Source organism: Streptomyces sp. NPDC037410 (genome assembly GCF_055602235.1).
In genome coordinates, this window is the sequence record NZ_JBVJWR010000003.1 from 355,990 (window position 1) to 378,257 (window position 22,268).

Annotated in this window: 22 protein-coding genes and 1 pseudogene; 13 read left to right on the forward strand and 10 right to left on the reverse strand. The window is 71.6% G+C overall.

The window, feature by feature from the left end:
* Positions 1-94: 94 nt before the first annotated feature.
* Positions 95-535: a VOC family protein gene (locus tag ACZ7HT_RS07035; protein WP_471160855.1), complete on the reverse strand. Its 441-nt coding sequence runs from the start codon at positions 533-535 to the stop codon at positions 95-97.
* 55 nt (positions 536-590) lie between these two features.
* Entirely contained in the window at positions 591-746 is a 156-nt protein-coding gene (locus ACZ7HT_RS07040; RefSeq protein WP_471160858.1) for a hypothetical protein, read from the reverse strand.
* A gap of 51 nt (positions 747-797) precedes the next feature.
* Between ACZ7HT_RS07040 and ACZ7HT_RS07045 the strand changes: the two genes are divergently transcribed.
* The 5 genes from ACZ7HT_RS07045 (at position 798) to ACZ7HT_RS07065 (ending at position 5,454) form a co-directional block, all read left to right on the forward strand.
* Positions 798-1,118 (forward strand): hypothetical protein, encoded by a 321-nt coding sequence (locus ACZ7HT_RS07045; protein ID WP_471160861.1) that lies wholly within the window; start codon positions 798-800, stop codon positions 1,116-1,118.
* Positions 1,119-1,322: 204 nt separating this feature from the next.
* Complete coding sequence (gene cseB / locus ACZ7HT_RS07050) at positions 1,323-2,039, forward strand: two-component system response regulator CseB (protein WP_471160864.1); 717 nt, start codon at positions 1,323-1,325, stop codon at positions 2,037-2,039.
* A gap of 12 nt (positions 2,040-2,051) precedes the next feature.
* Positions 2,052-3,281 (forward strand): ATP-binding protein, encoded by a 1,230-nt coding sequence (locus tag ACZ7HT_RS07055; protein WP_471160867.1) that lies wholly within the window; start codon positions 2,052-2,054, stop codon positions 3,279-3,281.
* Positions 3,282-3,465: 184 nt separating this feature from the next.
* Positions 3,466-4,437: a D-alanyl-D-alanine carboxypeptidase family protein gene (locus tag ACZ7HT_RS07060; RefSeq protein WP_471160870.1), complete on the forward strand. Its 972-nt coding sequence runs from the start codon at positions 3,466-3,468 to the stop codon at positions 4,435-4,437.
* Positions 4,438-4,443: 6 nt separating this feature from the next.
* On the forward strand, positions 4,444-5,454 hold the full coding sequence (locus ACZ7HT_RS07065; protein ID WP_471160872.1) for an endonuclease/exonuclease/phosphatase family protein: 1,011 nt from the start codon (positions 4,444-4,446) through the stop codon (positions 5,452-5,454).
* A 63-nt stretch (positions 5,455-5,517) separates the two neighbouring features.
* Here the strand turns inward: ACZ7HT_RS07065 and ACZ7HT_RS07070 are convergent, their stop codons facing one another.
* Both ACZ7HT_RS07070 and ACZ7HT_RS07075 read right to left on the reverse strand, forming a co-directional pair.
* Positions 5,518-6,921 carry a DUF7507 domain-containing protein gene (locus ACZ7HT_RS07070; RefSeq protein WP_471160875.1) on the reverse strand — a complete coding sequence of 468 codons (1,404 nt, stop codon included), beginning with the start codon at positions 6,919-6,921 and terminating at the stop codon, positions 5,518-5,520.
* A 455-nt stretch (positions 6,922-7,376) separates the two neighbouring features.
* Positions 7,377-7,742 carry a hypothetical protein gene (locus tag ACZ7HT_RS07075; protein ID WP_471161140.1) on the reverse strand — a complete coding sequence of 122 codons (366 nt, stop codon included), beginning with the start codon at positions 7,740-7,742 and terminating at the stop codon, positions 7,377-7,379.
* Between the two features lie 52 nt (positions 7,743-7,794).
* Here ACZ7HT_RS07075 and ACZ7HT_RS07080 point away from each other — a divergent pair, with 52 nt between their 5' ends.
* Positions 7,795-8,148, forward strand: a complete 354-nt coding sequence (locus ACZ7HT_RS07080) for a DUF4232 domain-containing protein (protein WP_471161126.1) — start codon at positions 7,795-7,797, stop codon at positions 8,146-8,148.
* A gap of 24 nt (positions 8,149-8,172) precedes the next feature.
* Here ACZ7HT_RS07080 and ACZ7HT_RS07085 read toward each other — a convergent pair.
* Positions 8,173-8,520: pseudogene (locus tag ACZ7HT_RS07085) on the reverse strand (4-hydroxy-2-oxovalerate aldolase); the annotation flags it as partial.
* A gap of 72 nt (positions 8,521-8,592) precedes the next feature.
* On the opposite strand from ACZ7HT_RS07085, the gene ACZ7HT_RS07090 reads away from it, so the two are divergent.
* The 5 genes from ACZ7HT_RS07090 to ACZ7HT_RS07110 all read left to right on the forward strand — a co-directional run bounded on the left by ACZ7HT_RS07090 (position 8,593) and on the right by ACZ7HT_RS07110 (position 12,705).
* On the forward strand, positions 8,593-8,922 hold the full coding sequence (locus tag ACZ7HT_RS07090; RefSeq protein WP_471160877.1) for a hypothetical protein: 330 nt from the start codon (positions 8,593-8,595) through the stop codon (positions 8,920-8,922).
* A 167-nt stretch (positions 8,923-9,089) separates the two neighbouring features.
* Positions 9,090-10,547: an RNB domain-containing ribonuclease gene (locus ACZ7HT_RS07095; RefSeq protein ID WP_471160880.1), complete on the forward strand. Its 1,458-nt coding sequence runs from the start codon at positions 9,090-9,092 to the stop codon at positions 10,545-10,547.
* A gap of 189 nt (positions 10,548-10,736) precedes the next feature.
* Entirely contained in the window at positions 10,737-11,975 is a 1,239-nt protein-coding gene (locus tag ACZ7HT_RS07100) for a pyroglutamyl-peptidase I (RefSeq protein WP_471160882.1), read from the forward strand.
* Between the two features lie 113 nt (positions 11,976-12,088).
* Positions 12,089-12,328: a hypothetical protein gene (locus tag ACZ7HT_RS07105; protein WP_471160885.1), complete on the forward strand. Its 240-nt coding sequence runs from the start codon at positions 12,089-12,091 to the stop codon at positions 12,326-12,328.
* Positions 12,328-12,705: a fic family toxin-antitoxin system, toxin component gene (locus ACZ7HT_RS07110; RefSeq protein WP_471160888.1), complete on the forward strand. Its 378-nt coding sequence runs from the start codon at positions 12,328-12,330 to the stop codon at positions 12,703-12,705. Before ACZ7HT_RS07105 ends, ACZ7HT_RS07110 begins: the two co-directional genes overlap by 1 nt.
* Positions 12,706-12,790: 85 nt before the next feature.
* Here the strand turns inward: ACZ7HT_RS07110 and ACZ7HT_RS07115 are convergent, their stop codons facing one another.
* Both ACZ7HT_RS07115 and ACZ7HT_RS07120 read right to left on the reverse strand, forming a co-directional pair.
* Positions 12,791-13,900, reverse strand: coding sequence for a DUF5954 family protein (locus tag ACZ7HT_RS07115; protein WP_471160891.1), 1,110 nt, complete (start codon positions 13,898-13,900; stop codon positions 12,791-12,793).
* 148 nt (positions 13,901-14,048) lie between these two features.
* Complete coding sequence (locus ACZ7HT_RS07120; protein ID WP_471160893.1) at positions 14,049-14,981, reverse strand: hypothetical protein; 933 nt, start codon at positions 14,979-14,981, stop codon at positions 14,049-14,051.
* Between the two features lie 347 nt (positions 14,982-15,328).
* Here ACZ7HT_RS07120 and ACZ7HT_RS07125 point away from each other — a divergent pair, with 347 nt between their 5' ends.
* Complete coding sequence (locus tag ACZ7HT_RS07125) at positions 15,329-17,407, forward strand: M4 family metallopeptidase (RefSeq protein WP_471160896.1); 2,079 nt, start codon at positions 15,329-15,331, stop codon at positions 17,405-17,407.
* Positions 17,408-17,540: 133 nt separating this feature from the next.
* Here the strand turns inward: ACZ7HT_RS07125 and ACZ7HT_RS07130 are convergent, their stop codons facing one another.
* From ACZ7HT_RS07130 to ACZ7HT_RS07140, 3 genes are all read right to left on the reverse strand, one after another.
* Positions 17,541-18,452, reverse strand: a complete 912-nt coding sequence (locus ACZ7HT_RS07130; protein ID WP_471160899.1) for an ADP-ribosylglycohydrolase family protein — start codon at positions 18,450-18,452, stop codon at positions 17,541-17,543.
* A 94-nt stretch (positions 18,453-18,546) separates the two neighbouring features.
* Positions 18,547-19,944, reverse strand: a complete 1,398-nt coding sequence (locus tag ACZ7HT_RS07135; RefSeq protein WP_471160901.1) for a phage baseplate protein — start codon at positions 19,942-19,944, stop codon at positions 18,547-18,549.
* Between the two features lie 256 nt (positions 19,945-20,200).
* Positions 20,201-21,064, reverse strand: coding sequence for an RNA repair domain-containing protein (locus tag ACZ7HT_RS07140; protein ID WP_471160903.1), 864 nt, complete (start codon positions 21,062-21,064; stop codon positions 20,201-20,203).
* A gap of 152 nt (positions 21,065-21,216) precedes the next feature.
* Between ACZ7HT_RS07140 and ACZ7HT_RS07145 the strand changes: the two genes are divergently transcribed.
* Complete coding sequence (locus ACZ7HT_RS07145) at positions 21,217-22,167, forward strand: MurR/RpiR family transcriptional regulator (protein ID WP_471160906.1); 951 nt, start codon at positions 21,217-21,219, stop codon at positions 22,165-22,167.
* Positions 22,168-22,268: the final 101 nt, after the last annotated feature.

The following is a 22,268-nucleotide window of genomic DNA, read 5'->3' on the forward strand; positions in this document are numbered from 1 at the left end:
TCCATGGGAGATTGACAGAAGATAAACGGGCCCGGCCCACCGAGCACGGATGGGCGAGGGTGTGCCTGCCGGCGGCCCGGCAACCTCCACCCGCTCAGCGCAGTTCTTCGGCCAGTCCGACGATGATGCCCTCCGGGCCGCGGACGTAGCAGAGCAGATAGATGTCCTCGAACCGGGCGATCTCGCCGAGGAGTTCGCCGCCGTGAGGGCGCAGGCGGTCGACCGTGTCCTCGATGTCGTCGACGGCGAACATGACGCGGTGTGTGCCCAGGATGTTGTGCGGCCGGTCGCGCGGCCCGGCGCCGATCGCCGCGGGGTGGCGGTACTTCGCCAGTTCCAGCCGACTGTGACCGTCCGGGGTCCGTAGCATCGCGATGTCACAGCGGACGCCGTCGAGCCCGGTGCACTGGTCGGCGAACAGCCCCTCGACCTGCGCCCTGCCTTCGAGCTCCATGCCGAGCTCCACGAAGAACGCGACGGCGGCGTCCATGTCGTCGACGACGATGCCGACGTTGTCCATCCGCTGAATCGCCATGCTGGTCTCGCCTTCTGTCCCGTGCGGTCGGGGTGGCCGCTCCCCATGAAGACGATCAGCCGTCGGGGGAGTTCCCCGTGGGAGCCGCGCCGGGCGTGTCGGGACGGGTCCGTGACGGATCCGCTGTGGCCAGGAGCGGCATGATCACGCCGGCGGTCACCAGGGCGCCGAGGACGACGCAGGCCACCGCCAGGAACGGCGCGGCGATCACCGACCTCTGCACACCTTGTGCACGTCGCCCCCAGCGCCGGATCATCTCCGGATGAGACCGGAAGCACAGGCGTTCGTCGACGCCGGACCCCTCCCCGACTGGGAGGGCGACGAGGTGGAGATCGACCGGCGATGCGAGCAGCTCGAAGCCATCGCCGCGCCCGTCACGCCGGATGAGGCACAGGCCCTGGCCGGCTGTTTCGGCCCCGACGACTGCTACGGCGTCGCCTGGTCACTGCTGCATCTGATCGAGACCAGTCCAGGCTCGGTGCCGCCGGTGACCCGGCCCGGCGCCGATGCCGACGTGTGGCACCAGGTCCTCTGGCGTCGCTGGGGAACCCCTGAACTCCCCGGCCAGGACGCGACTGGCTAGACCCCTGATACGTCTCGCGCGGTCGTGCGCTCGGGGGGAAGACGAGGACGTCAGAGGCGTCGCCTCGGATGGCGTGCCCGTGCATTCGTGCCCGAGGGGCGTCATGTCCGCGCAGGTCTGGTCCGCTCAAGGCCCTGCCGCCGTGCCCAGGCGTGTGCGGCATGATGGGAGGTCCGCCGATCATGACCCCGATGGATGCGATGCATGCACATGCCTGAGTCCGAACCCGTGCCCGTGACGATCCTGCTCGTCGAGGACGACGAGGTGATCCGCAAGTCCGTCGCGATGGCGTTGGAACGCTACGGCTACCGCATGACCGTCGCGGGCGACGGACTCACCGGGCTCGAACTCTTCCGCGAGGGGCGGCACGACCTGCTGCTCCTCGACGTCATGCTGCCGGCCCTGGACGGCATCGGGCTGTGCCGCCGGATCAGGGAGACCAGCACGGCCCCGATCCTCATGATGTCCGCCCGCGGTGACGCCCTCGACGTCGTCTCCGGCCTCGAGGCCGGAGCGGACGACTACGTGGTCAAGCCCGTCGACACCTCCGTCCTCGTGGCCCGGATCCGGTCCCTGCTGCGCCGCGCCTCCGCCGTGCCCCCGCGGTCCGGACGCTCCGACGCCCCGGAGACGGCCGGAACGCTCGTCTTCGGCGACCTGACCATCGACCCCGCGGCCCTGGAAGTACGCCGGGACGGACGGCGGCTCGCCCTGGCCCCGACCGAACTGCGGCTGCTCCTCGAGTTCTCCGCCCACCCCGGGATCGTGCTGGACCGCCAGACCCTGCTGCGCAACGTCTGGGACTACGGCTGGGACGGCGACACCCGCGTCGTCGACCTGTGCGTCCAGCGACTGCGCAAGAAGATCGGCGCCGACCGCATCGAGACGGTCCGGGGCTTCGGCTACAAGCTGCGCCGCTGAGAAGGGCCCGTGATGACCTTCGTACGCGCTCTGCTCAACCTCCGGTCGCTGCGCTGGAAGATCGTTCTGCTGGTGGGACTCGCCTGCACCGCGATGGCCCTCACCGTCGGCGTACTCGTCCACGAGTCCACCCTGCGGCGCTCCCTGCACGAGGGCGCCGGCAAGGCCGAGGCCGCCCTCGACCGCGCTGTGCGGGACGGGACCGCGGTGGATCCGGGCGAACTCCCCGACGCCCTGTTGCGACAGGTCGAACGCGAGGGCAGGGGCACCCTGTACGAGAACCGGCCACCGGCCCCCTTCTACTGGGCCGCGCGGAAGCAGGACGGGCACCTGTACGCGGCCGAGGTCGACATGACCGCCGATCTGCTCACCCGGCAGGCCCTCGACCGGCACATGTGGAAGTACTCGCTGCTCACCCTCGGCATCGTCGTCCCCGTCACCGTCCTCGCGACCGAACTGCCGGCGCGACGGCTGCGCCGCGTGGCCCGCACCGCGCGCCGCATCACCGCGGGCGACCTGGACGCCCGCACGGAGACGAGCCGCGGCGGCGTCGACGAGATCGGGGAGATCGGGGCCGTCGTCGACTCGATGGCCGACAGCCTGCAGCAGCGCATCGCGAGCGAGCAGCGCTTCACCGCCGACGTAGCGCACGAACTGCGCACCCCGCTGATGGGCCTGGTCACCTCGGCCGGCCTGCTGCCCGAGGGCGAGGCCACCGACATGGTCAGGGACCGGATCGGGGTGCTGCGCGACCTCGTCGAGGACCTGCTGGAGATCTCCCGGCTCGACGCCGGTGCGGAGGAGCCCCGGTTCCGGCCGGTGGTTCTGGCGGAGCTCGTACGGGAGTCGGTGGCGCGGACCGGTACGGCCGCCCAGGTGACCGCTGACGGGGCGGCGGTGGCCGACACGGATCCGCGGCGCCTGGACCGGATCGTCGCCAACCTCGTCGTCAACGCCCAGCGCCACGGCGCCGACCCGGTGGAGATCACGGTCGCCGACCGGACGATCACGGTACGGGACCACGGCCCCGGCTTCCCCGCCGACCTCCTGGCCCGTGGTCCCCAGCGGTTCCGGACGGGCACGGCCGAGCGGGGGCGCGGTCACGGGCTTGGGCTGACGATCGCGTGCGGCCAGGCGGCGGTCATCGACGCGACGCTGGAGTTCGCGAACCATCCCGAGGACGGCGGGGCCGTGGCGACGCTGCACCTGCCGGACGAGGGCCCCGTCGCGGTCCGCTCGTAACCGGCACTCTTACCGGCGGACGACCACGCCTGCCGGTCCGCGCTGCGCGGACCCTGATACACGGTCGATACACGACCGATGGGTTCCCGCGTCCCGGTGAAGCCCTCACCTCAGCTGTCCGGACACACCGGCCCCGCAGCCTGGTCGTCGTACCGATCCCGTACGGCAGCCCCGGAGGTGGCCCGTGTCCCTTTCCCCCTTTTCCGCCGCGCACCGCAACCGCGTCGCAGGGGGCGCGCTGGCCTTGGGCCTCGTCACGGTCCTGGGGGTCTCCGTGTACGGGACGGTGGACGGCCACGGATCCGGACCGGCTGTCGTGTCGCCCGCCGGACCGGCCGGGGGTCTGCGGGCGATCGTCGACGACGGCGCGGTTCCGTGGCCGGAGGGCGGTCAGACCGCCGTCGCGCTCGAAGGCTCCGGACCCGTCGGCACGCGGGGTGACCAGCGGCCCGTTCCCATCGCGAGCCTCACGAAGGTGATGACCGCGCACGTCATTCTCGAAGAGCATCCGCTGCGGGCCGGCGAGCCGGGCCCGATGATCGAAGTGGATCGCCAGACCGCGTACGAGGTGGGTGTCGGCGGCGAGTCCACGGTGCCGCTCCAGGCGGGGCAGCGCTACTCCCAACGCCAGTTGCTCGACATGTTGTTGATTCCCTCCGGGAACAACGTCGCGCGGCTGCTGGCCCGCTGGGACTCCGGCAGCCAGGAGGCCTTCGCCGAGAAGATGGGGCGCGCCGCCGCCCGGCTCGGCATGAGGCACTCGACGTACACCGGGGCGAGCGGGATCGAAGCCACCACCACCAGTACCGCGACCGACCAGCTCGCCCTGGCCCGGACGGCGATGAAGAACCCCGTCTTCCGCGACATCGTGGGCACGCGGACGATGACCGTTCCCGGCGTCGGCCCGATCACCAACACCAACCCCCTTCTGGACACGCCGGGCGTCGTCGGCATCAAGACCGGCTCCAGCACTCCGGCCGGCGGAAACCTGCTGTGGGCCTGCGAGGTACGTGTCGGAGACACGACCCGCCTGCTCATCGGTGCGGTCCTCCACCAGCGGGCGAACACCACTCCCGGCGAGGGTCTCCGGGCGGCCGTCGACGGCAGCCGCCGCCTGATCGCGGGGCTCCGCGACAGCCTGACCCGGGAAGGCTGAACCGGGATGACGACGACGACCGATCCGGTGAACGCCGCGGAGACGGAGACGGAGACGGAGCGCAGCTCGGAGAGCCGCCCACCATCGGCGCGGGCGAGGCGACAGGGGACGGCGACCGCGCTCTGCGCGGCCCTTCTCGCCCTCGCCATCGTCCTCGCCGGCCATGGACGTCTCCCCGACCTCCCCGGTCACCTCGACAGCCTTGCCGAGACCCTTCTGCCGTGGACGGCACTCGCCATTCCCGCGCTCGGAGTCCTGGCGCTGCTCCGCCGGTCACGGGCGGCGACGGCGGCGCTGGTCCTGCCGGTGATCGCCTGGCTGTCGGTCTTCGCCGGCACCCTGACCGACAAGTCGTCTCCCGGCGGGGACCTCACCGTCGTCAGCCACAACGTCAACCAGGCGAACCCCGACCCGCAGGGCACCGCACGGAGCCTGATCGCCTCCGGGGCCGACATCGTGGCCCTGGAGGAACTGTCCCCGGACACCGCGCCCGCCTACGAACGGGCCCTGGCCGCCTCCTACCCCCACCACTTCACCCAGGGCACGGTCGGCCTCTGGAGCACCCGTCCCCTACGGGACGCCCGGGCCGTGCCGATCATGCCGTGGACCCGGGCCATGCGCGCGACGGTGGACACCCCCGAAGGCCCGCTGGCCGTGTACGTCGTCCACCTCCCGTCCGTCCGCGTCGGACCGACCGGCTTCACCTCGGGCACGCGCGACGACGTCGCCGGAGTCCTGGCGGGCATCCTGCGCGCCGAACGTGCCACACGCACCCTCGTCATGGGCGACTTCAACGGCTCCACCGACGACCGTGCGCTGCGCCCGCTCACCGCCGGGATGGTCTCGGCCCAGTCCACGTCCGGCGATGGCTTCGGCTTCACCTGGCCTTCGCGCTTCCCGATCGTGCGGATCGACCAGATCCTGTTGAGGGGAGCGAAGGCCACCGCGTCGTGGACCCTCCCCGCGACGGCGAGCGATCATCTCCCGGTCGCGGCCCGCATCGACCTCACACCCTGATCCGACACCGCCCGCCGAGCGAAGGGGCCGGAGCCGACGCCGGTGGCTCCGGCCCCCTCCCGTTCAGCTACGGGGTACGCACGGGGCGCAGCAGGCCGGTGCGGGTTCGACGCAGATGGTGACGGAGTCGGTGTTGTCGGCCGGGTCGGGGTCCTTCTCGACGGCGGTGACGGTGGCCGTGTTGGTGAGGCGCGCGGGCCTGGTGGCCTTCGCCCGCAGGGTGAGCGTCGCGCGGGCCCCGACGGCCAGCGCGCCGACCGACCACTGCCCGGTCTCCGCGACATAGGCACCGGCGTCGGCGTCGGCGGACAGGAAGGCGAGCCCGTTCGGGAGCCGGTCGGCGACCGTGACGCCGGTCGCCGGGCTGGGACCGGCGTTGTGGACGGTCACGCGGTAGGTCACGGTCTGCCCGACGGTCACGGTGGTGGCGTCGGCCGCCTTGGTCACGTCCAGGTCGGCGGCCGGCCTGACCTCGGTCACGGCTTCGTCGGACGTGGACGTCAGCGGCTCCGGGGTGGGCCCGAGCCGGTTCTCGTACGTGGCGACAGCGGTGTTGGTCACGCGGGTGCCAGCCGTCCGCAGACCGAGGGTGACCCGGTACTCGACGGTGGTGCCCTGCGGCAGCGCGGCCGTGTTGGCCAGGCTGCCGCCCTGGGAGGCGGAGGCGCCGGTCCCGAGCCGGAAGGTCACGGTGTCGCTTCCCGGGTCGTACGCGGCCTGGTCGTCCCCCGCCTGATCGGTCTTCACGCCCGCGTTCGGGCCGTCGATGACCCGCAGCGAACCGGGCACGTACGTCGTCCCAGGCGGCAGGACGTCGGTGAGGGTGAGCCGTTCGGCCGCCCCACCGCCCTCGTTCCTGGCGGTGATCCGGTAGGTGACGACGTCGCCGACGTCCAACGGGCCCGCCGGTACGGCGGTCTTGGTGAGCACCACGTACGGGGCGGTACCGAAGAACACACCGTCGAGGAAGTTGCCGATCCCGCGGTTGCCGCCGGCCGCCGAGACGGAGCGGAAGGCGAAACGGGTGGTGGTCTGCCCGGCCGGGACGGTGTAGGTGCCGGTGTAGTACCCCCACGCCGTGTTGCCGTCGGTGAAGGTGCGCTGCTCCACCACGCCGCCCGGGGCGCCGATGTCCAGGGCCATGGTGTCCTGTCCCTGCCGGCCGCGGTGGTAGAGCCGCCAGTACAGCTTGCTGCCGGGGGTGGTCGGCAGGTCCTGGTAGAGGGTGGAGACCTCGTTGGCGTTGAGCTCGGCGAACTGCTCGCCCTCCGCGGAGGGGACGCCGTTGAAGCCGGAGTGCCACAGCTCGACCATGTGGTCGGTGGCGGTGGTGTGCCAGCCCGGGACGTGCCGCGGAGCCTGGGTCTGGGAGGCGTCCGGCAGGAACGCCATGTCGGTGACGGACGGCTCCTCGAAGCTTCCGTTGACGAGGGCGACGCGGAGCGGGACGGAAGGGGGTGTGCTCATGGTGACGTCTCCGATCGATCGGTCGGCAGTGCGGGAGGGGTGGCCCCGGGCCCAGGAGGTGGGAGGGGCCGGAACGCTCCGTAGCTCAGCGCCTCGGCGGCGCCGCGTACAGCCGAGGCGATGAGGTCCCGGCCAGCACCGACCGGTGGGTTTACCCGCACGGACATCACGGGTGACGGCGCTGCCGCTCCTCTCCGCCACTTCCCGGTGACCCCGTCGGCCACCCCTTGAACACCGCACGCACGCGTCCCCGTCGTGCTGACCGGATGGCACTGCTCTCTGGCGTTCACACGCCACCAGAAAGGATGAATTGACGGCTCTTGAGTTGACGCACATATGTTCCAGGCGTGGCGTCTCGACGATGGTTCGACGCCTCGTCTGCCGCGTACGCCCGAACTGTGGTGCTGAGCACCGGAGCGGGCGTACGGTGAAGGCATGGTCGTGGCCAGGTCAAGTCAGCCCGGAAGCACGGGGGGCGAAGTGGACCCGCGTGGGCGGGGGCTGTGCGGGAGGCCGCCTTGGGCGGCCCGCAAGGCGCGGAAGCACAGGGTCGCGCTTCCGGTCGCCGTCCTTTCCCTCGCCTCGCTGGCGATGACGGCCTGTTCGTCCTCCACCACCGCGCCCCCGGCCGCGTCCGCGCCCACGAGCGCCGTCAGCTCCCCGTCGGCCACGTCCGCGCCCTCCACGTCCGACGGTGGCAGGCCCCCGTCGGCCACGTCCGCTCCCTCCCCGTCCCACAGCGGGAGTGCTCCTTCGACCACGCCCTCACCGGGCGGGAGCACCCACTCGACCGGGGCGAGCCGTCCGGCCGGGGCGTGCACGACCGGCCGGCTCTCGGTCGCCCTGACGAGTCCCGAACCCGCGGCGGGTTCGATCTACGCGACCCTGGTGTTCACCAACAAATCCACCGTCCCGTGCACGATGACCGGCTACCCGGGCGTCTCCTACGTGGCGCAGAAGGGCGTGCAGTCCGGCAACGCCGCCGTGCGCGAGCCGGGGACGAAAGCCACCGTCACCCTTCCGCCCGGCGGACGCGCGAAAGCCCAACTCCACGATGCGAACGGCATCAGCGGTTACGACCCGGCGCAGTGCATGCTCTCGCCCGCCGAGGGCCTGCGGATCTACCCGCCGGATCAGACGGCCGCGCTCTTCGTCCCGTGGAAGACCGAGCACTGCGCGGGCCCGACCGTCCACTCGCTGACCATCGGGCCCGTCCAACCGGCGTGACCCCCTTGCGCAGGCCGGCGGTCCTCAGCGGGCCGCCGCGAGGCCGAGGGCGATGTCCACGATCATGTCCTCCTGGCCGCCGACCAGGCGGCGCCGCCCGCATTCCATCAGGATGTCGCGCACGTCGACCTCGTACCGCTGCGCGGCCGTCTCCGCGTGCCGCAGGAAGCTGGAGTAGACGCCCGCGTACCCGAGCGTGAGGGTCTCGCGGTCGACCCGGACCGGCCGGTCCTGCAAGGGGCGGACGATGTCGTCGGCGGCGTCCTGGAGGCGGAAGAGATCGCAGTGGTGCTCGAAGCCCGACAGGTTCGCGACGGCGATGAACGCCTCGATGGGGCAGTTGCCCGCGCCCGCGCCGTGGCCGGCGAGGGAGGGTGCAATCCCCCCGAGGGCGGCACCCCCCACGAGCGGCTCCGCTGGTACCTGCGGCGGACCGGCGACGTCATGGAGAACGGCGAGGAGTTCCTGCGTCTGCTGCTCGTACTCGTGATGAGCCGCGAGGCGGCAGAGGCGCCCGAGGCCCTGCAGACCGTGATCGCGGTCCGCGAGGAAGGGCGCGCCCACATGGCACACATGATCCGCTCGTCCTTCGAGAGCGCGGGGGAGGAGACCGCCGACAAGATCGGGCAGGCCCTCGCCCCCTTCGGCATGGCCGGCTACGACGGCGCCTTCGTCGCCCTGCAGTCCGAAGGCGGCAAGCCCGTCGTGGAGTGGATGGACCAGCTCGCCGAGTCCCTCGCGGCACTCGGCGAGGCGATCATGGCCACGGGCTGACGGGACCGCGAGGCGCTCCGGTCAGGGGAGACGTCAAGCCCGGACCGGCCGGCCCCGGATCGCTGCCGGTCCCGGCCGCTGCTCCGTCCCCCGCCGTTTCCCCGCCTGTTCCCCCGCCCGGACCCGCTCACGGCGCCGCTCCGTGGTCGTCGGCCTACGCTCGGTACATGCGACGCCGTCAGATGCACATGTCCCGCGAAGCCCAGGACGCCCTGCTCAAGGCACTGCAGCAGCTCCGGGCAGAGCTGAAGGCCACCGCCGAGTTTCCCGCGCACGTGCTCGGAGCGGCCGAGACCGCCAAAACCGAGGTCAGGCTGCCCGAAAAGGACGCCACCGACCTGCCTTTGTTCACGATCGACCCCGCCACCTCGAAGGACCTCGACCAGGCCATGTACCTGGAGCGGCGGCCAGGGGGCGGCTACCGCGTGCACTACGCCATCGCCGACGTGGCGGCCTTCGTCAAGCCGGGCGGTTTTCTGGACGCCGAGTCCCACGACCGGATCGAGACGCTGTACTTCCCCGACCTCAAGGCGCCCCTGTACCCGACCTCGATCTCCGAGGGGCCGGCCAGCCTGCTTCCGGACCAGGTCGTCCCCGCTCTGCTGTGGCAGCACGACCTCGACGCCGACGGCAACGTGACCCACTCGACCGTGAGCCGGGCGAAGGTCCGCAGCCGGGCCAAGCTCAACTACGCGGCGGTCCAACAGGACATCGAGGCCGGCACGGCCGAGGAGCCCGTCGCCCTGCTGCGCGAGATCGGCAAGCTGCGGGAAGCCGTCGAGGCCGTGCGCGGCGGGATCTCGGTGAACCTGCCGGACCAGGAGGTCACCCTGGAGGACGGAGCGTTCCGGCTGAGCTACGTGGCGGCACTGCCCGTGGAGGGCTGGAACGAGCAGATCTCCCTCATGACCGGAATGGCCGCGGCCCGGATCATGCTGGACAGCGGCACCGGGATCCTGCGGACCCAGCAGGAGCAGCCCGACGAGCACGTCGTCCAGCGCGTGCACGACATCGCGAAGGTCCTGGGCATCGAGTGGAAGCCCGGCGTCTCTTACGCCGCGCTGGTCAACTCCCTCGACCCGGCCGACCAGAAGCACATGGCCTTCCTCAGCGAGGCCACCGCCATGCTGCTCAGGGCCGAGTACACCACCTTCCGCGACCACCACAACCCGGAGCACCCGGTCCACGCGGCCATCGCGGCCCCGTACACCCACTGCACGGCCCCGCTGCGGCGCCTGATCGACCGGTACGCGGGTGAGCTGTGCGTCGCCGCGTGCGCCGGCGAGGCCCCGCCGAAGTGGGTGCTCGAAGCGATGCAGTGCCTGCCGTGCGACATGGCGCGGGGGAAGGGGAAGACGGCGGACCGGCGCGCGGTGGACCTCGTGGAGGCCGCGGTGCTCAAGGACCGGGTCAACGAGGTCTTCAGCGGCACGGTCATCAACACCGACGCGGAGGAGGAGCCTCCGAGTCCGAAGGAGGGCACGGTGCACCTGGCGGAACCCGCCGTGATGGGCAAGATCTCGTCCGGTGCCGACCTCGTGCTCGGCGCGAGCGTCCAGGCCAAGCTCACGCGGGCCGACCCCCTCTTCTCCGGCAAGAACAAGATCCTCTTCCGTACGGTGTAGCGGCGGGCCCGCGCCGCGGCGAGGCGACCGTCATGAGGTGCGCCTGCCCGCGGCGCCGGAGCCGGAGATCACGTGACGAGGGTGGCGTCTGAGGGAACGCCGGGCGCGCGGGACGAGCGCGCCCTAGCATGGATTCCTTTGTGACGGTCCACTTCTGACGGAACGCCATGTTCGTGCGAAAGGACTCCGGTGCCCTCCATACGTACCGCACTCGCCCTCCCCCTCGCCGCCGTCTCCCTGGCCCTGGCCGGCCCGCCCGCCTCGGCGGCCGGGACGACCGCCGTCTCCGTCGAGGAGGCCCGGCTCGACCGGGCCGCGACCCAGGAGATCCTGAGGCGCAGCGGCTTCGCCTCCCTGGCACCGGAGTTCGCCGACTCCCTCGCCGGCGCCGACTCCCTCGCCGCGGCCGAGCGGACGGTCGTCCGGTACGGGGCGGGGCTCTGGCGGCGGGCGGTGGACAGGGCGCAGGGCCGTGGGGACTCCGGCGGCGACCTGTCGCGGGACGACGACCGGCCGCTGTACTGGTCGCGACTCGCGCTCACCCGTGAGCTCCGCGCCTGGCAGCCCGGATTCACGATCACCGAGGAGGGCCGGACCCGGCTGCTCGACCGCCTCGAACGCTCCTCACGAGGACAGGACTCCCTCCGCTACCCGGCCGGGAAGGGCGTGAAGCGGATCCTGCTGACCGGCTTCGACCCGTTCACGCTCGACCGGGACACCCGTATCAGCAACCCCTCCGGAGCCACCGCTCTCGCCCTGGACGGCACCTGGCTGCGCACCTCCGACGGCACCCTCGCCCGGGTCGAGACGGCGGTCTTCCCCGTCCGCTGGCAGGACTTCGCCGACGGCACCGTCGAGCGGACCCTGCGCCCGCACCTTCCGGAGGTGGATCTCTTCACCACGGTGAGCCAGGGCCGCCCCGGCCGGTTCGACATCGAACGGACCAACGGCGCCTGGCGCGGCGGCTTCCCCGACAACGAGAACGCGTCCCGTACGGAGACCGTGCCCGTCGCCGATCCGGTCACGCAGCCGCAGTGGACGTCGACCACCCTTCCGTACGCGGCGATCACGGCCGCGTCCACCGGCCGCTTCCCGGTGTACGACAACACGTCGGTGACCGAGCTGCCGGCCGGCGCCGACACCCCTGTGGTCCGCCCCGGCGGGCCGACGCCCGGTTCCGTGGCCCGGGCGGGCGGCGGCGGGAACTATCTGTCCAACGAGATCGCCTACCGGGCCACCCTGTTGCGCGACCGCCTCGGCCTCACGCGGCTGCCGGGCGGTCATGTGCACACACCCGTCCTCGAGTTCGGCGCGGGCAACACCGACCCGGCGACGGGCACGATCACGGATGCGGAGTTCGTACGGAACCGGCTCGCCATCATCGCCCAGGTACGGGCGATCCTCGCCGTGGCTGTCGATTCCCGGTGATCAGGCGGCTCGGCGCCGTGCCCCTCGTCCGCAGAGGGGCACGGGGCCGGGTCCGATGCCCCGAGGTGAAGGGTGGGCTTCCCCCGCTTGGTAACACTTGTTACCATCCGGCCATGGGTAAGACACAACTGGGCGCACGCGTCGACGACGACATCGCGGAACTGGCCAGGGCCCGGGCCAAGGACCGCGGCCTGAGCCTGGGTGACTACATCGCCTCCCTCGTACGGGACGACGCGGACGGCATGCGCAGGCGTGGCCTCGACGCGGCACGCCGCTTTCTGGATGACCACCAGGCCCTCTTCGACGAGGCCGAAGACACGGCGCGGCGCAGCGCGGGGGCACAGGCCGCTTGATGGAGCTCCACATCGACGTCCCCTGGATCCTCCAGGTCGCCGAGCTCGCGGGTGCCGACGACCCGGCGCCCGACGACTACGGGGTACCGGTGGCGGCCGTCGCCTGCCACCGCGCCGAAATCCTGGACCAGCCGGTCTACGACGGCCCCTACGCCCGCGCCGCCGCCCTCGTGCACGTCCTCGGACGGTGCCGCTGGCTGGATCGCTCCAACATGGCCGTGGCAGCGGCGACGGGCGTCATGTACCTGGAGGCGTCCGGTATCCCGGTCAAGCCCACCAGGGAGGACGCGATCGCCCTGCGAGACCTCCTACGCGACCCCACCTGCAGCGCAGGCGCGATCGCCGCGCTCCTGCGCACCTGGTCACAGCGCGCCTGAAACCATCAGGCAGACGAGGTCGCGCGGTGCCGGCGGCCGTTGTGTTCCTCGACCACCCGCACCGTCACCGTCCGCTGCACCGCCGCTACGGCGCCTCCTCCGCAGGCTCTTCCACACACACGTTGCCGTCCTCGTCGAGGGGCAGGTGGAGGACGCTGGGGGCGTGGTTGTTGACATCGGACGGGCGTGGGCCTTCGGGCCCGTCGGGGCCCCAGCGCAGCAGGCGGCGGGTGCGGGCGATCCGGTAGACCGTGCCGTGGGCCTCGACCTGGTTGAGTCGTTCCGCACGGAGCCGGTCCGCTGCGTCGGCGAGTACGGCCAGCTCCGCGACCGCGGGGTCGGTGCCCTCGGCCACGACGGTGCGTGCGTCTGCGCGCAGGTGGATGTCTTCCGTGACGTCCCAGGGGATCAGGCCGCGCTCGCGCGGTCTCCACCAGACCAGGGAGAAGTCCAGCGTCCGGCGCACGTCGTGGGCGGTGGCGTGCAGGCCGCTCCCCGGTGTCCAGTTCTCACTGCCGGACCGCTCCGCGACCCTGAAGACCGCGGGCATGAGCAGGACGTCGGGGTGGCTCTCCACGGCCCGCGCGGAGTCGCGCAGTACGGAGCCGGGGAACCTGGCCCCGCCGTAGGCCAGGGAACGCAGCGCGAGACGCTCCGCGGCCTGGACGGGGGAGAGGGGCGCGTCAGGGTCCAGAACCAGGCCGTCGTCGACCTTCGGGCCACGAGCGCCGCGGGTCCAGTCGGGGTGGGGCGGTTCGGGGTCGGTGGGCCGCGGCATCTCGATGTCGCCGTGGACGTCCATGCCCGAGTACTCCTCGGCCCTGACCACCCGGTAGCGGGTGTCGAGCACGGACAGTTCGTCGACGTATTCGCTCTCAAGCCGTGCGACCGCCTTCAGCAACGCACGCCGCTCGTCCCGGTCCTGGGCCTCGTCCTTGGCCCGGAACCACAGCAGGGAGTTCAACGCGTCGCGGGCCTGCTGCGGACAGCTGTGGGTGACCTCGACGACCACGCGCCACCGCCGGCCGTCGTCCTCGCACTGCGAGGCCACCCCGAACAACGGACCTCGTACGGCCAACGTGCTGGCGCGCACCGCCGCATCCCGGGCATCGGCCTCCACGGCGGCCTCCACCGGCTCCACCGGAACCCTCACAGCCACCGGCCACTCGCGGGGCCCCGCACTCTCTTGGCTCATGCCTCCATCCTGGCGCCGACCGCGTGCCCGCATCACGGTTTCACCGCATCGTCCCCCGAACGCGGTGCCCCGAGCCGAAGGCACCGCGGGACCTTCTCGGAAGCCGCCGGGGCGCGGCACCACTCGTAGCCGGCACCGGCGGATGACGTCAGTGCCACTCCCAGCGCAGAGACCGGAAGCCGGGCCCCGGGTTCTCGAAGACGGCGTGTATCCGGCCGCCGGCACTGATCCACACCGGTTCCCCCGTCACCGGCTCCCCGGTGACCGCGGTACTGAAGCAGGACCGGCAGCGCACCGGCACGGCGTCCGGGTGAAAGGCGACCTCCAGGGTGTAGAGGAGGGCGGGGGCGTGGAACCCCCGCCCGCACTCCTCGGCGCGCCGTCCGGTCTCGGGGAACCGCACGGTGTACTCGATCAGCGTCGTCTCACCCTCGGACAGCGTGCGATCCAGGAACAGTTCGGCGACCACCAACGGCACGCTGCGATCCGAGCGCAGCCGCCCGAGACGGGCGTTGCGCACGTCGGCGAACCCGGGCAGCGCTCCGTCCGGGTCTTCGCCGCGGAGGACCACCACACAGCGATCCACTCGATCCCGGGTCGCCTTGAGCGTCAGGCGGGTGGTCAGCCGGGCCCCGGCGCCGTGCGCGTCGAGCGCGTAGCTGTCGTGGGCGGCGACGCGCAACAGGCCGTCGTCCGTGCTGCCCAGCTCCGCCAGCAGCTCGGGGAGGCTGTCGAATTCCCGCCACAGGTGCGCGGTCTCCAGTACCTCGGGGTCCCGGTTGACCCAGCGGCCGCGAGGGCGGCGCGGGCCGAGCAGGGAGACCAGGCCGTCGGTGGGAACTCCCAGCAGCTCTTCCAGGAGCCTCACCGCCTGCCGGGACTGGGGTCGTTCGGGGCGGCTGCGGCCGCGTCGCCAGTAGCTGAGCGTGGTGACGCTGACCTCGACGCCGCGCAGGGCAAGCCGGTGCTGGATGCGCTCAAGGCTGAGCCCGCTGGCCCGTACGGCGCAGTCCAGGGCGGCCTCGAAGGGGCCGGTGCGGAGCAGATCGAGGAGATCCGCTGCTCGTTCTCGCTGTTGCACGGTCTGAAGCTCCAGTGGGGGTGGGACCTGGGCCGTCTGCCCGACCGTGCTGTGCCACTGGTGTCCACCAGTCTCTGGCCTCCTGCACCTGCGTAGCGTGCCTGGGGATGGAGGCACGGTCTGCGGCAGCGCCCTCGTGGGGGGATGAATCGGCGCCAGGCTAGCCACGGTCAGGCCGGATATCGACGAGACGTTAGACACTCTGTGAACAGTTTTGACCAAAGCTCAGGGTGCGACGGAGCCGTGGCCGAGGAAGATCCGGTCACCGGCCTCTTCACAGAGCCCGCAATTAAACAGAGTTGGCCCCCGTTGACCCGGGTTCCCGACGGCGGCCACGATCCCGGCCCATGAAGAGAACTGTTCTCGCCGCATCGATCTCGCTGGCCGTCGGCGGCCTGCTGATAGCCGGCGTGGGATCCCCCGCCGTCGCTGCCGACGCCGCTCGCCCCCACCCGCCCAAGGCCGACAAGGGCCAGGCCATTCAGGACGCCCGCGACTCGATCGCCGCCCACCCCGCGGCAGTTCGCGCGAGCTCGGACGACACCTTCACGTCCGCCTCGGTCCTGGTCGACAGGGACGGCACTCGGCACGTGCACATGACACGTGCGTACCGCGGCCTGCCCGTCCTGGGCGGTGACGTCATCGTGCACTCCGCACCCAGCGGGGCGTTCCGCGAGAGCACGCTGACCCTCAAGAACAGCCTCTCCCTTCCCGTGACTCCCAAGGTCAGCGCCGCGCGCGCCGAGACCCTGGCGCAGAAGAAGTTCCAGGGCAAGCGCGCCAGGACCACCAGCAAGCTGGTGGTGGACGCGCTCTCCGGCACCCCGCGGCTGGCATGGCAGGTGACCGTCGACGGCGTGGCCCCCGACCAGTCGCCGAGCCACTTCAACGTGCTGGTGGACGCCCAGACCGGCAAGGTCGGGCAGACGTGGAACTCCTTCCACACCGCCGAGGGCACCGGCCACGGCTACCAGGTCGGCGACGTCCCGCTGACCACCACCGCGATCTCCGGCGGCTACCAGCTCAAGGACGCCACCCGCGGCAACGGGGAGACCCGGGACGCGCAGAACCTGACCGCCACCAACGACAGCCCGCCGGCCGGCTGGGGCAAGGCCTTCACCGACACCGACAACGTGTGGGGCAACGGCACGCTCAGCGACCGCGCCACCGTCGCGGCCGACGCCCACTTCGGCATCCAGGCGACCTGGGACTACTACAAGAACGTGCACGGCCGCAACGGCATCAAGAACGACGGCGTCGGCGCCCGTTCCTTCGTGCACTACGGCAACAACTACGCCAACGCCGGCTGGGACGACACCAGCTTCAGCATGATCTACGGCGACGGCGCCCCCGGCGACAAGCCGTTCACCGAACTCGACGTCGCGGGCCACGAGATGAGCCACGGTGTCACCTCTGCCACCGCCGGACTGAACTACTTCGGCGACGCGGGCGGCCTGAACGAGGCGACCAGCGACATCTTCGGCACCCTGGTGGAGTTCAACGCCAACAGTGCGGCGGACGCGCCCGACTACCTCATCGGCGAGAAGATCAGCTCCACGCCGCTGCGGTACATGGACGACCCGAAGAAGGACGGCGTCTCGCAGAGCTGCTGGACCACCAACACCAAGAACCTCGACCCGCACTACTCCTCCGGAGTGGGCAACCACTTCTTCTACCTGCTGGCGGTCGGCTCCGGCTCCTCCCAGTGGGGCAACAGCCCGACCTGCGACGGCGGGACGGTCACCGGCGTCGGCAACGACGCGGCGGGCAAGATCTGGTACCGCGCGCTCACCACGTACATGACCTCGGGCACCACCTACCCCGAGGCCCGTACCGCGAGCATCAAGGCCGCGATCGACCTGTACGGCGCGAGCAGCACCCAGTGCGCCGCGGTGGAGAAGGCCTGGAGCGGCGTGGCCGTCGTCCCGACCTCGACCACCTGCGGTGGCGGCACCACGCCGCCGCCGAGCGGCTCCAACCTGCTCTCCAACCCGGGCTTCGAGTCCGGCGCGGTCAACTGGACCGCCAGCTCCGGCGTGATCACCAACGACACCGGCGCCACCGCGCACTCGGGCTCGTACTACGCCTGGCTGGACGGGTACGGCAGCGCGCACACCGACACCCTGTCCCAGTCGGTGACCATCCCGTCCACCGCTACGGCGCCCACGCTCAGCTTCTTCCTGTCGATCGACACGAAGGAGTCGGGCACCACGGCGTACGACACGCTGAAGGCCCAGGTCGTCTCCGGCACCAGCACCACCACCCTGGCGACGTACTCCAACGCCACGCCGAGCGGCTACACCCAGCGGACCCTTGACCTGTCGGCGTTCAAGGGCAAGACGGTCACGATCAAGTTCACCGGCACCGAGGACTCGTCCCTGGCGACCAGCTTCCTGATCGACGACACCGCGGTCACCACCGGCTGACCCTCCCCCCAGGCTCCACAGAAGCATCCGATGGGCCCGACCGGTGAGAACCGGCCGGGCCCACCGTGCGTTTCGGTACCGCCCGGTGGGCGGGCGACACGGCGTCTGTCAGCGAGGAGGCCTTGACGGGTTCCTACGGCGATGTGAGCGGGGGCAGCGGTTCGCGGGTGGCGTGCCAGGCGGCCGGGAGAGCGGCGGTGCCCGTCCGAGCGGCGATCACTCCACCGGCGATGGCGCAGGTGGTGTCGATGTCGCCGCGCCCCGCGACGGTGGTCCACAGGCCTTCATGGAGGTCGTCGAGGTGTCCTGCCGCGCACCACAGGGCGTACGGCGCGGTATCGGGTCCGGACATCCGGTAGCCGGATCCCAGGACCTCCGCGGCGTGCCGGACCGAGGTGCGTGCCGGCATCCGGGCCGCGATCCGCAGGCCCGAGCGGACGTCGCTGTCGGGGAGGCGCGCGGCGACGGCGTGGAGGAAGTCCGGACGTGCCGGCGCCGGCCCGCCCCGGCTGCGCGCTGCCAGTGCCGCGGCGAGGGCCACGGCCACCGCCGCGGCGACCGCTTCCGGGTGGTGGTGCGACACCGCGCTCTGCCGGGCGGCCTGCTCGGTGACGGCGTCGAGGTCGGCGGCGTGCCAGGCGCCGAGCGGTGCGACGCGCATGGCCGCGCCGTTGCCCCAGGAGCCCTGGCCGCCGAACTGCCCGGCGACCACTACCCGCCAGGGCTCGCCCGCGCCGATCCGGCGGAGCACGTCGTGCATGGACGCTCCGTAGCCGCGGTGCGTGTCGTCGGCGTAGGCCTCGGCGAGGCGCAGGGCAAGCCGGCCCTGGTCGACATCGCCACGACCCTGGGCGAGTTCCCGAACGAGGACGACCGCCTGGGCGGTGTCGTCACTCCACCGCCACAGCGGCCCCGGGGGCAGGGTCCGTGTCTCCAGGGCTGCGGTGCCTTCGCGGCGCAGGATGCCGAACCAGCAGTCACCGAAGGCATCACCGAAGGCGAGCCCCGACAGCGAGTCCAGCACGGCGGCAGGCGGGTTGATCATCGGAGCAGTATCACAAGGCAACGGCGCCCCCGGCACTCCGATTTCGGCGCGGTACGGGCATGCCGTGTGGTCCACGCGCGTCACCCGCACGGGTTCAGCTGGTGAAGTAGCCGGCGTCGAGCCCGATCCAGCCGTTGAACGTCCGCTGGTCGAAGACGCGCAGCGATCCGTCCGTGAGGACTTCCCAGCGGACGGTCAGGGAGCCGGAGACCCCGGATCCGGTGGTCTGACCGACCAGGCCCTGCGTTCGGTTCGGGCGGATGTGCGGCGGGAGGACGAGGACCGTCTCGCCGTTGGTCCACGGGGTGCCGTCGGTACGGGCGAGCCGAAGGTGGATGTCGATGCGATTGCCCAGCTGGCGGTACTGGGGGGTGTAGTTGTCGGAGTTGGGGGTGTAGACGGCGGTGTCGTAGTCCAGAGCGGTCCACGGGACGTGGTCGCCGGTGCCGTCGGTGGTGCTGGTGATGCCGTAGAGGGCCATCTGGCGAGGTCCTGGTTCTTGTGTGGCGAAGCCGAAGACGAGCTGCGGCCCGTTGAGCGTCGGGCGCACGGTGATCGCTTCGGTCTCGCGGTGGGAGAGGTCAAGGGCGGTGGCGTTGAAGGTCCGCTCGATCATCTCGCCGGTGGTGATGTCGTAGACGTTCCACCAGGAGTTGCCCGGGCGCGGGTTGGTGGCGCTGTAGCCGCTGCCCTCGTTCTGGTGGACGAGGTCCCCGTACAGGCACCAGGCCTGGGTGCGGTAACGGGCCGGGAAGCTGTACAGCGGGGTGAAGGAGCGGCGCTTGAAGGCGTCGAGTTCGTAGACGCGGTACTCCTCGGCGCCGGCCACTTCGAGACGTATCCCCATGCGCCCGTGTTCGGCATCCAGGGATGCGGTGACATGCGAGGATCCCGGGACGGGGTCGAAGACCTCGATCTGGTCGCTTCCCGCATCGACGATGGCGTCGGCGGTGAACGCGATACGGCCGACACGCTTGCCGTAGGCGAAGCCGCTCTCGACGGGATCCGCGTCGGTCTCCAACCAGAGCCAGGGACGGCCGTCGACATGCTCGACGCCGAGTCCGCCGCCGTGGCCGACGCCCCTGAGGTACATGACGGCACGGACGGCGCCTTCGGGGGTCACCTCGTTGACACACAGATCGCCCCGGCGCTCGCGGTCGGTGCCGGGCAGGGCGGCGGGCTCGTCGGCCAGGCGACGGCCGTCGCTGATGAGTTGGGTCACGTAGGCGAGGCCGGTCACCGGATCGAAGGCCACCTGTTGGTGCACCCTGCCCTGCTTGAGCTGGATCTCCCCGCCGAACAGATCGACCGGCTCGGCCCGCAGGTCGAACCTGTGCCGTGCGTTCCAGCTGCTGCCGCCCGTCGGCTCGCTGTCGGCGGCGAGGGTCGCCGCGAAGGGAGCCTCTTGGCCGGTCGCCCGCGGGGCTCCGGCCGAGGCGAGGACAGGCGCCGCGGCCATGGCGGTGAGGAGGGTGCGGCGAGTCAGAGACATGACGCGAGGCCTTCGTAGCGCGGCTGCGACAGCACGACGGACACGGCCCGCACCGCGGACCCGAGGCCGACGTTGGCCAGGGTCGCCTTCGACGAGCTGCGGCGGCACGGTATTCGGACGGAACGGTGATTCATCAGCGTGCAAGCCCCCCTGCAAGATGATCTTCTGTACGGTGCCGTCATCCTTGCACAGCGAGAGACGAGGCTCGGCATGGAGCGCAAGGGGCCCAGCCGGCAGAGGCCCGTTCCGCGTCTGCCTATTGGGGTGGTGACGGGGGAGAGGCATCCGGGAGGTCTGGATCCTCCGGGTGCTGTACGTCGCCGCTGCCGAGCAGGACCCGGGCCCGGACCCGCATCGGCTCGTCGCCGCGCCGGGAGAGCAGGACCAGCTCGTCGACCCGGGCCGTCATGGAGCCGAGGAGGGCCTCCGCCTTGCGGGCGAGGGGGTGCGGGTCCGGGGCACGGCCGAGGGACAGATGCGGGGTGAAGCCGTGCGAGTGCGATCCGCACAGCGGGAAGCGGAGCTCCAGGGACTCCCACAGCCGCGCCCAGGGCTCGTGGTCGGCGGCGGCCGGGTCGAGCCAGACGGTGGCGTCCTCGCCGTGTCTGAACCAGTGGACGCCCGCCAGGCGGGCGGTGAACGGCGGCGTCTCCGCGAGTGCCGCGGCGACCAGCGGCAGGGCCCGGGGGAACTCGGCCTCGGGGACGAAACCGAAGAGCACGTTGACGTGCGGCGGCCAGCGGTGGATCTGCCGGTCGTGTGCGCGGCGGATGTGTTGGATCGGCGGCCACAACTCCGGGGGCGGCAGCCAGGCGACGGCGGTGCGGTTCGTCGACGGGACGGCGAGGACGTCGCCGGGTGCCGGGGCCGGCACGGGCCCGACCTGCCCGAGGAGGGTTTCGTCGAGCCGGTCCATGCCGCGGGCGCGGTCCCAGACGACCTGGCCGTCCGCCTCGAAGAACAACACCCGATGCCAGGGGATCTCCCCGCCCGGTACGAAGTCGCCGAGCAGGACCCGCTTCGGAGGGGCTCCGCGCTCGGCGATCCCCATGACGAACCGCTCGGGGTCGAAGCGCGGGTCCCAGAGCACCCGGTGGTAGATCTCGTCGCTGGTGTGCACGTCAGTACCTGCCCTCGACTATCAGGGTGACGCGCACCCGGCCGACCGTGCAATGCAGACGGCGTGGTGCGGCGGGCCGGTGCCTCGGGAGCGTCGGGGCCGGGCGCGGGTGAACTATCTTGGGCGGCAGTGAGATGAGAAGGAGACACTCCGTGGCATCCGGGCAGCAGGCGCGTGCACAGGCAGCCGCGATCACGCCGGGCAGGCGCTCGTCCGAGACCAGGACCGAGACCGAGGCGGGGGTCGAGACCGGCTCTCCTGCCGAGAGGGTGCGGGCGCTGTTCGGCGGGCACCGGCTGTCTCCCGCGCAGCGGCGTATCGCCCAGTTCCTGACCGATCACCTCACCGAGGCCGCGTTCCTGTCCATCACCGAGCTCGCGGAGCGCGTGGGGGTCAGTCAGCCGTCCGTGACCCGGTTCGCCTCCTCGCTGGGATTCAGCGGCTACCCCGCGCTCCGGGAGGCGCTCCAGCCCCTTGCGCTCAGCGCGGTCGCCGGTGCGCCGGGCGAGGGGGAGGAGCGGCATCGTAACGAGCTCCAGTCGGCGATCGACGCCGAGATCGAGAACCTGACGTCCCTGCGGCGCGCCCTCGCCGACCCCGACCGGATCGTCGACATCGGCCGCGAGCTGGCCCGGTCCGTCCCCCTGACGGTCGTCGGGCTGCGGATCTCGGTCTCCCTCGCCGAGTACTTCGCGTACGCCGCGCGGCGCATCCACCCTGATGTCCGGGTGGTGACGCGGGGTGGCAGCGTCGCTTACGACGGGCTGCTCCAGGCGCGCGAGGCCGGCGGCACGTGGGTGCTGGCCTTCGCGATGCCGCGGCACGCCAAGGAGACCCTCGCCGTCGTGCGTGCCGCCCGTGGCGTCGGGCTGCGCGTCGCGCTGATCACGGACCTCGCGCTCGGGCCGCTGGCCGACGAGGTCGACGAGGTGTTCACCGCGGGCACGGGCTCGCGGCTCGTCTTCGACTCGTACGCGGCGCCGGGGGTGCTGTCGGCGGGCATCCTCCAGGCGATGGCGGACGCGGACCCGGAGCGTACGCAGGCGCGGCTTGAGAAGTACGAGCACGCGGCGGAACAGCACGAAATCTTCATGGACGACTGAGACCGGCTGAGAGGGACCGAGACGGCAGGGGCCGGGTTCCGGTCTGTGATGCATGATCATTTGGAATGAAAATTTTCATTCCCTTGCTTACTTGACGGTAT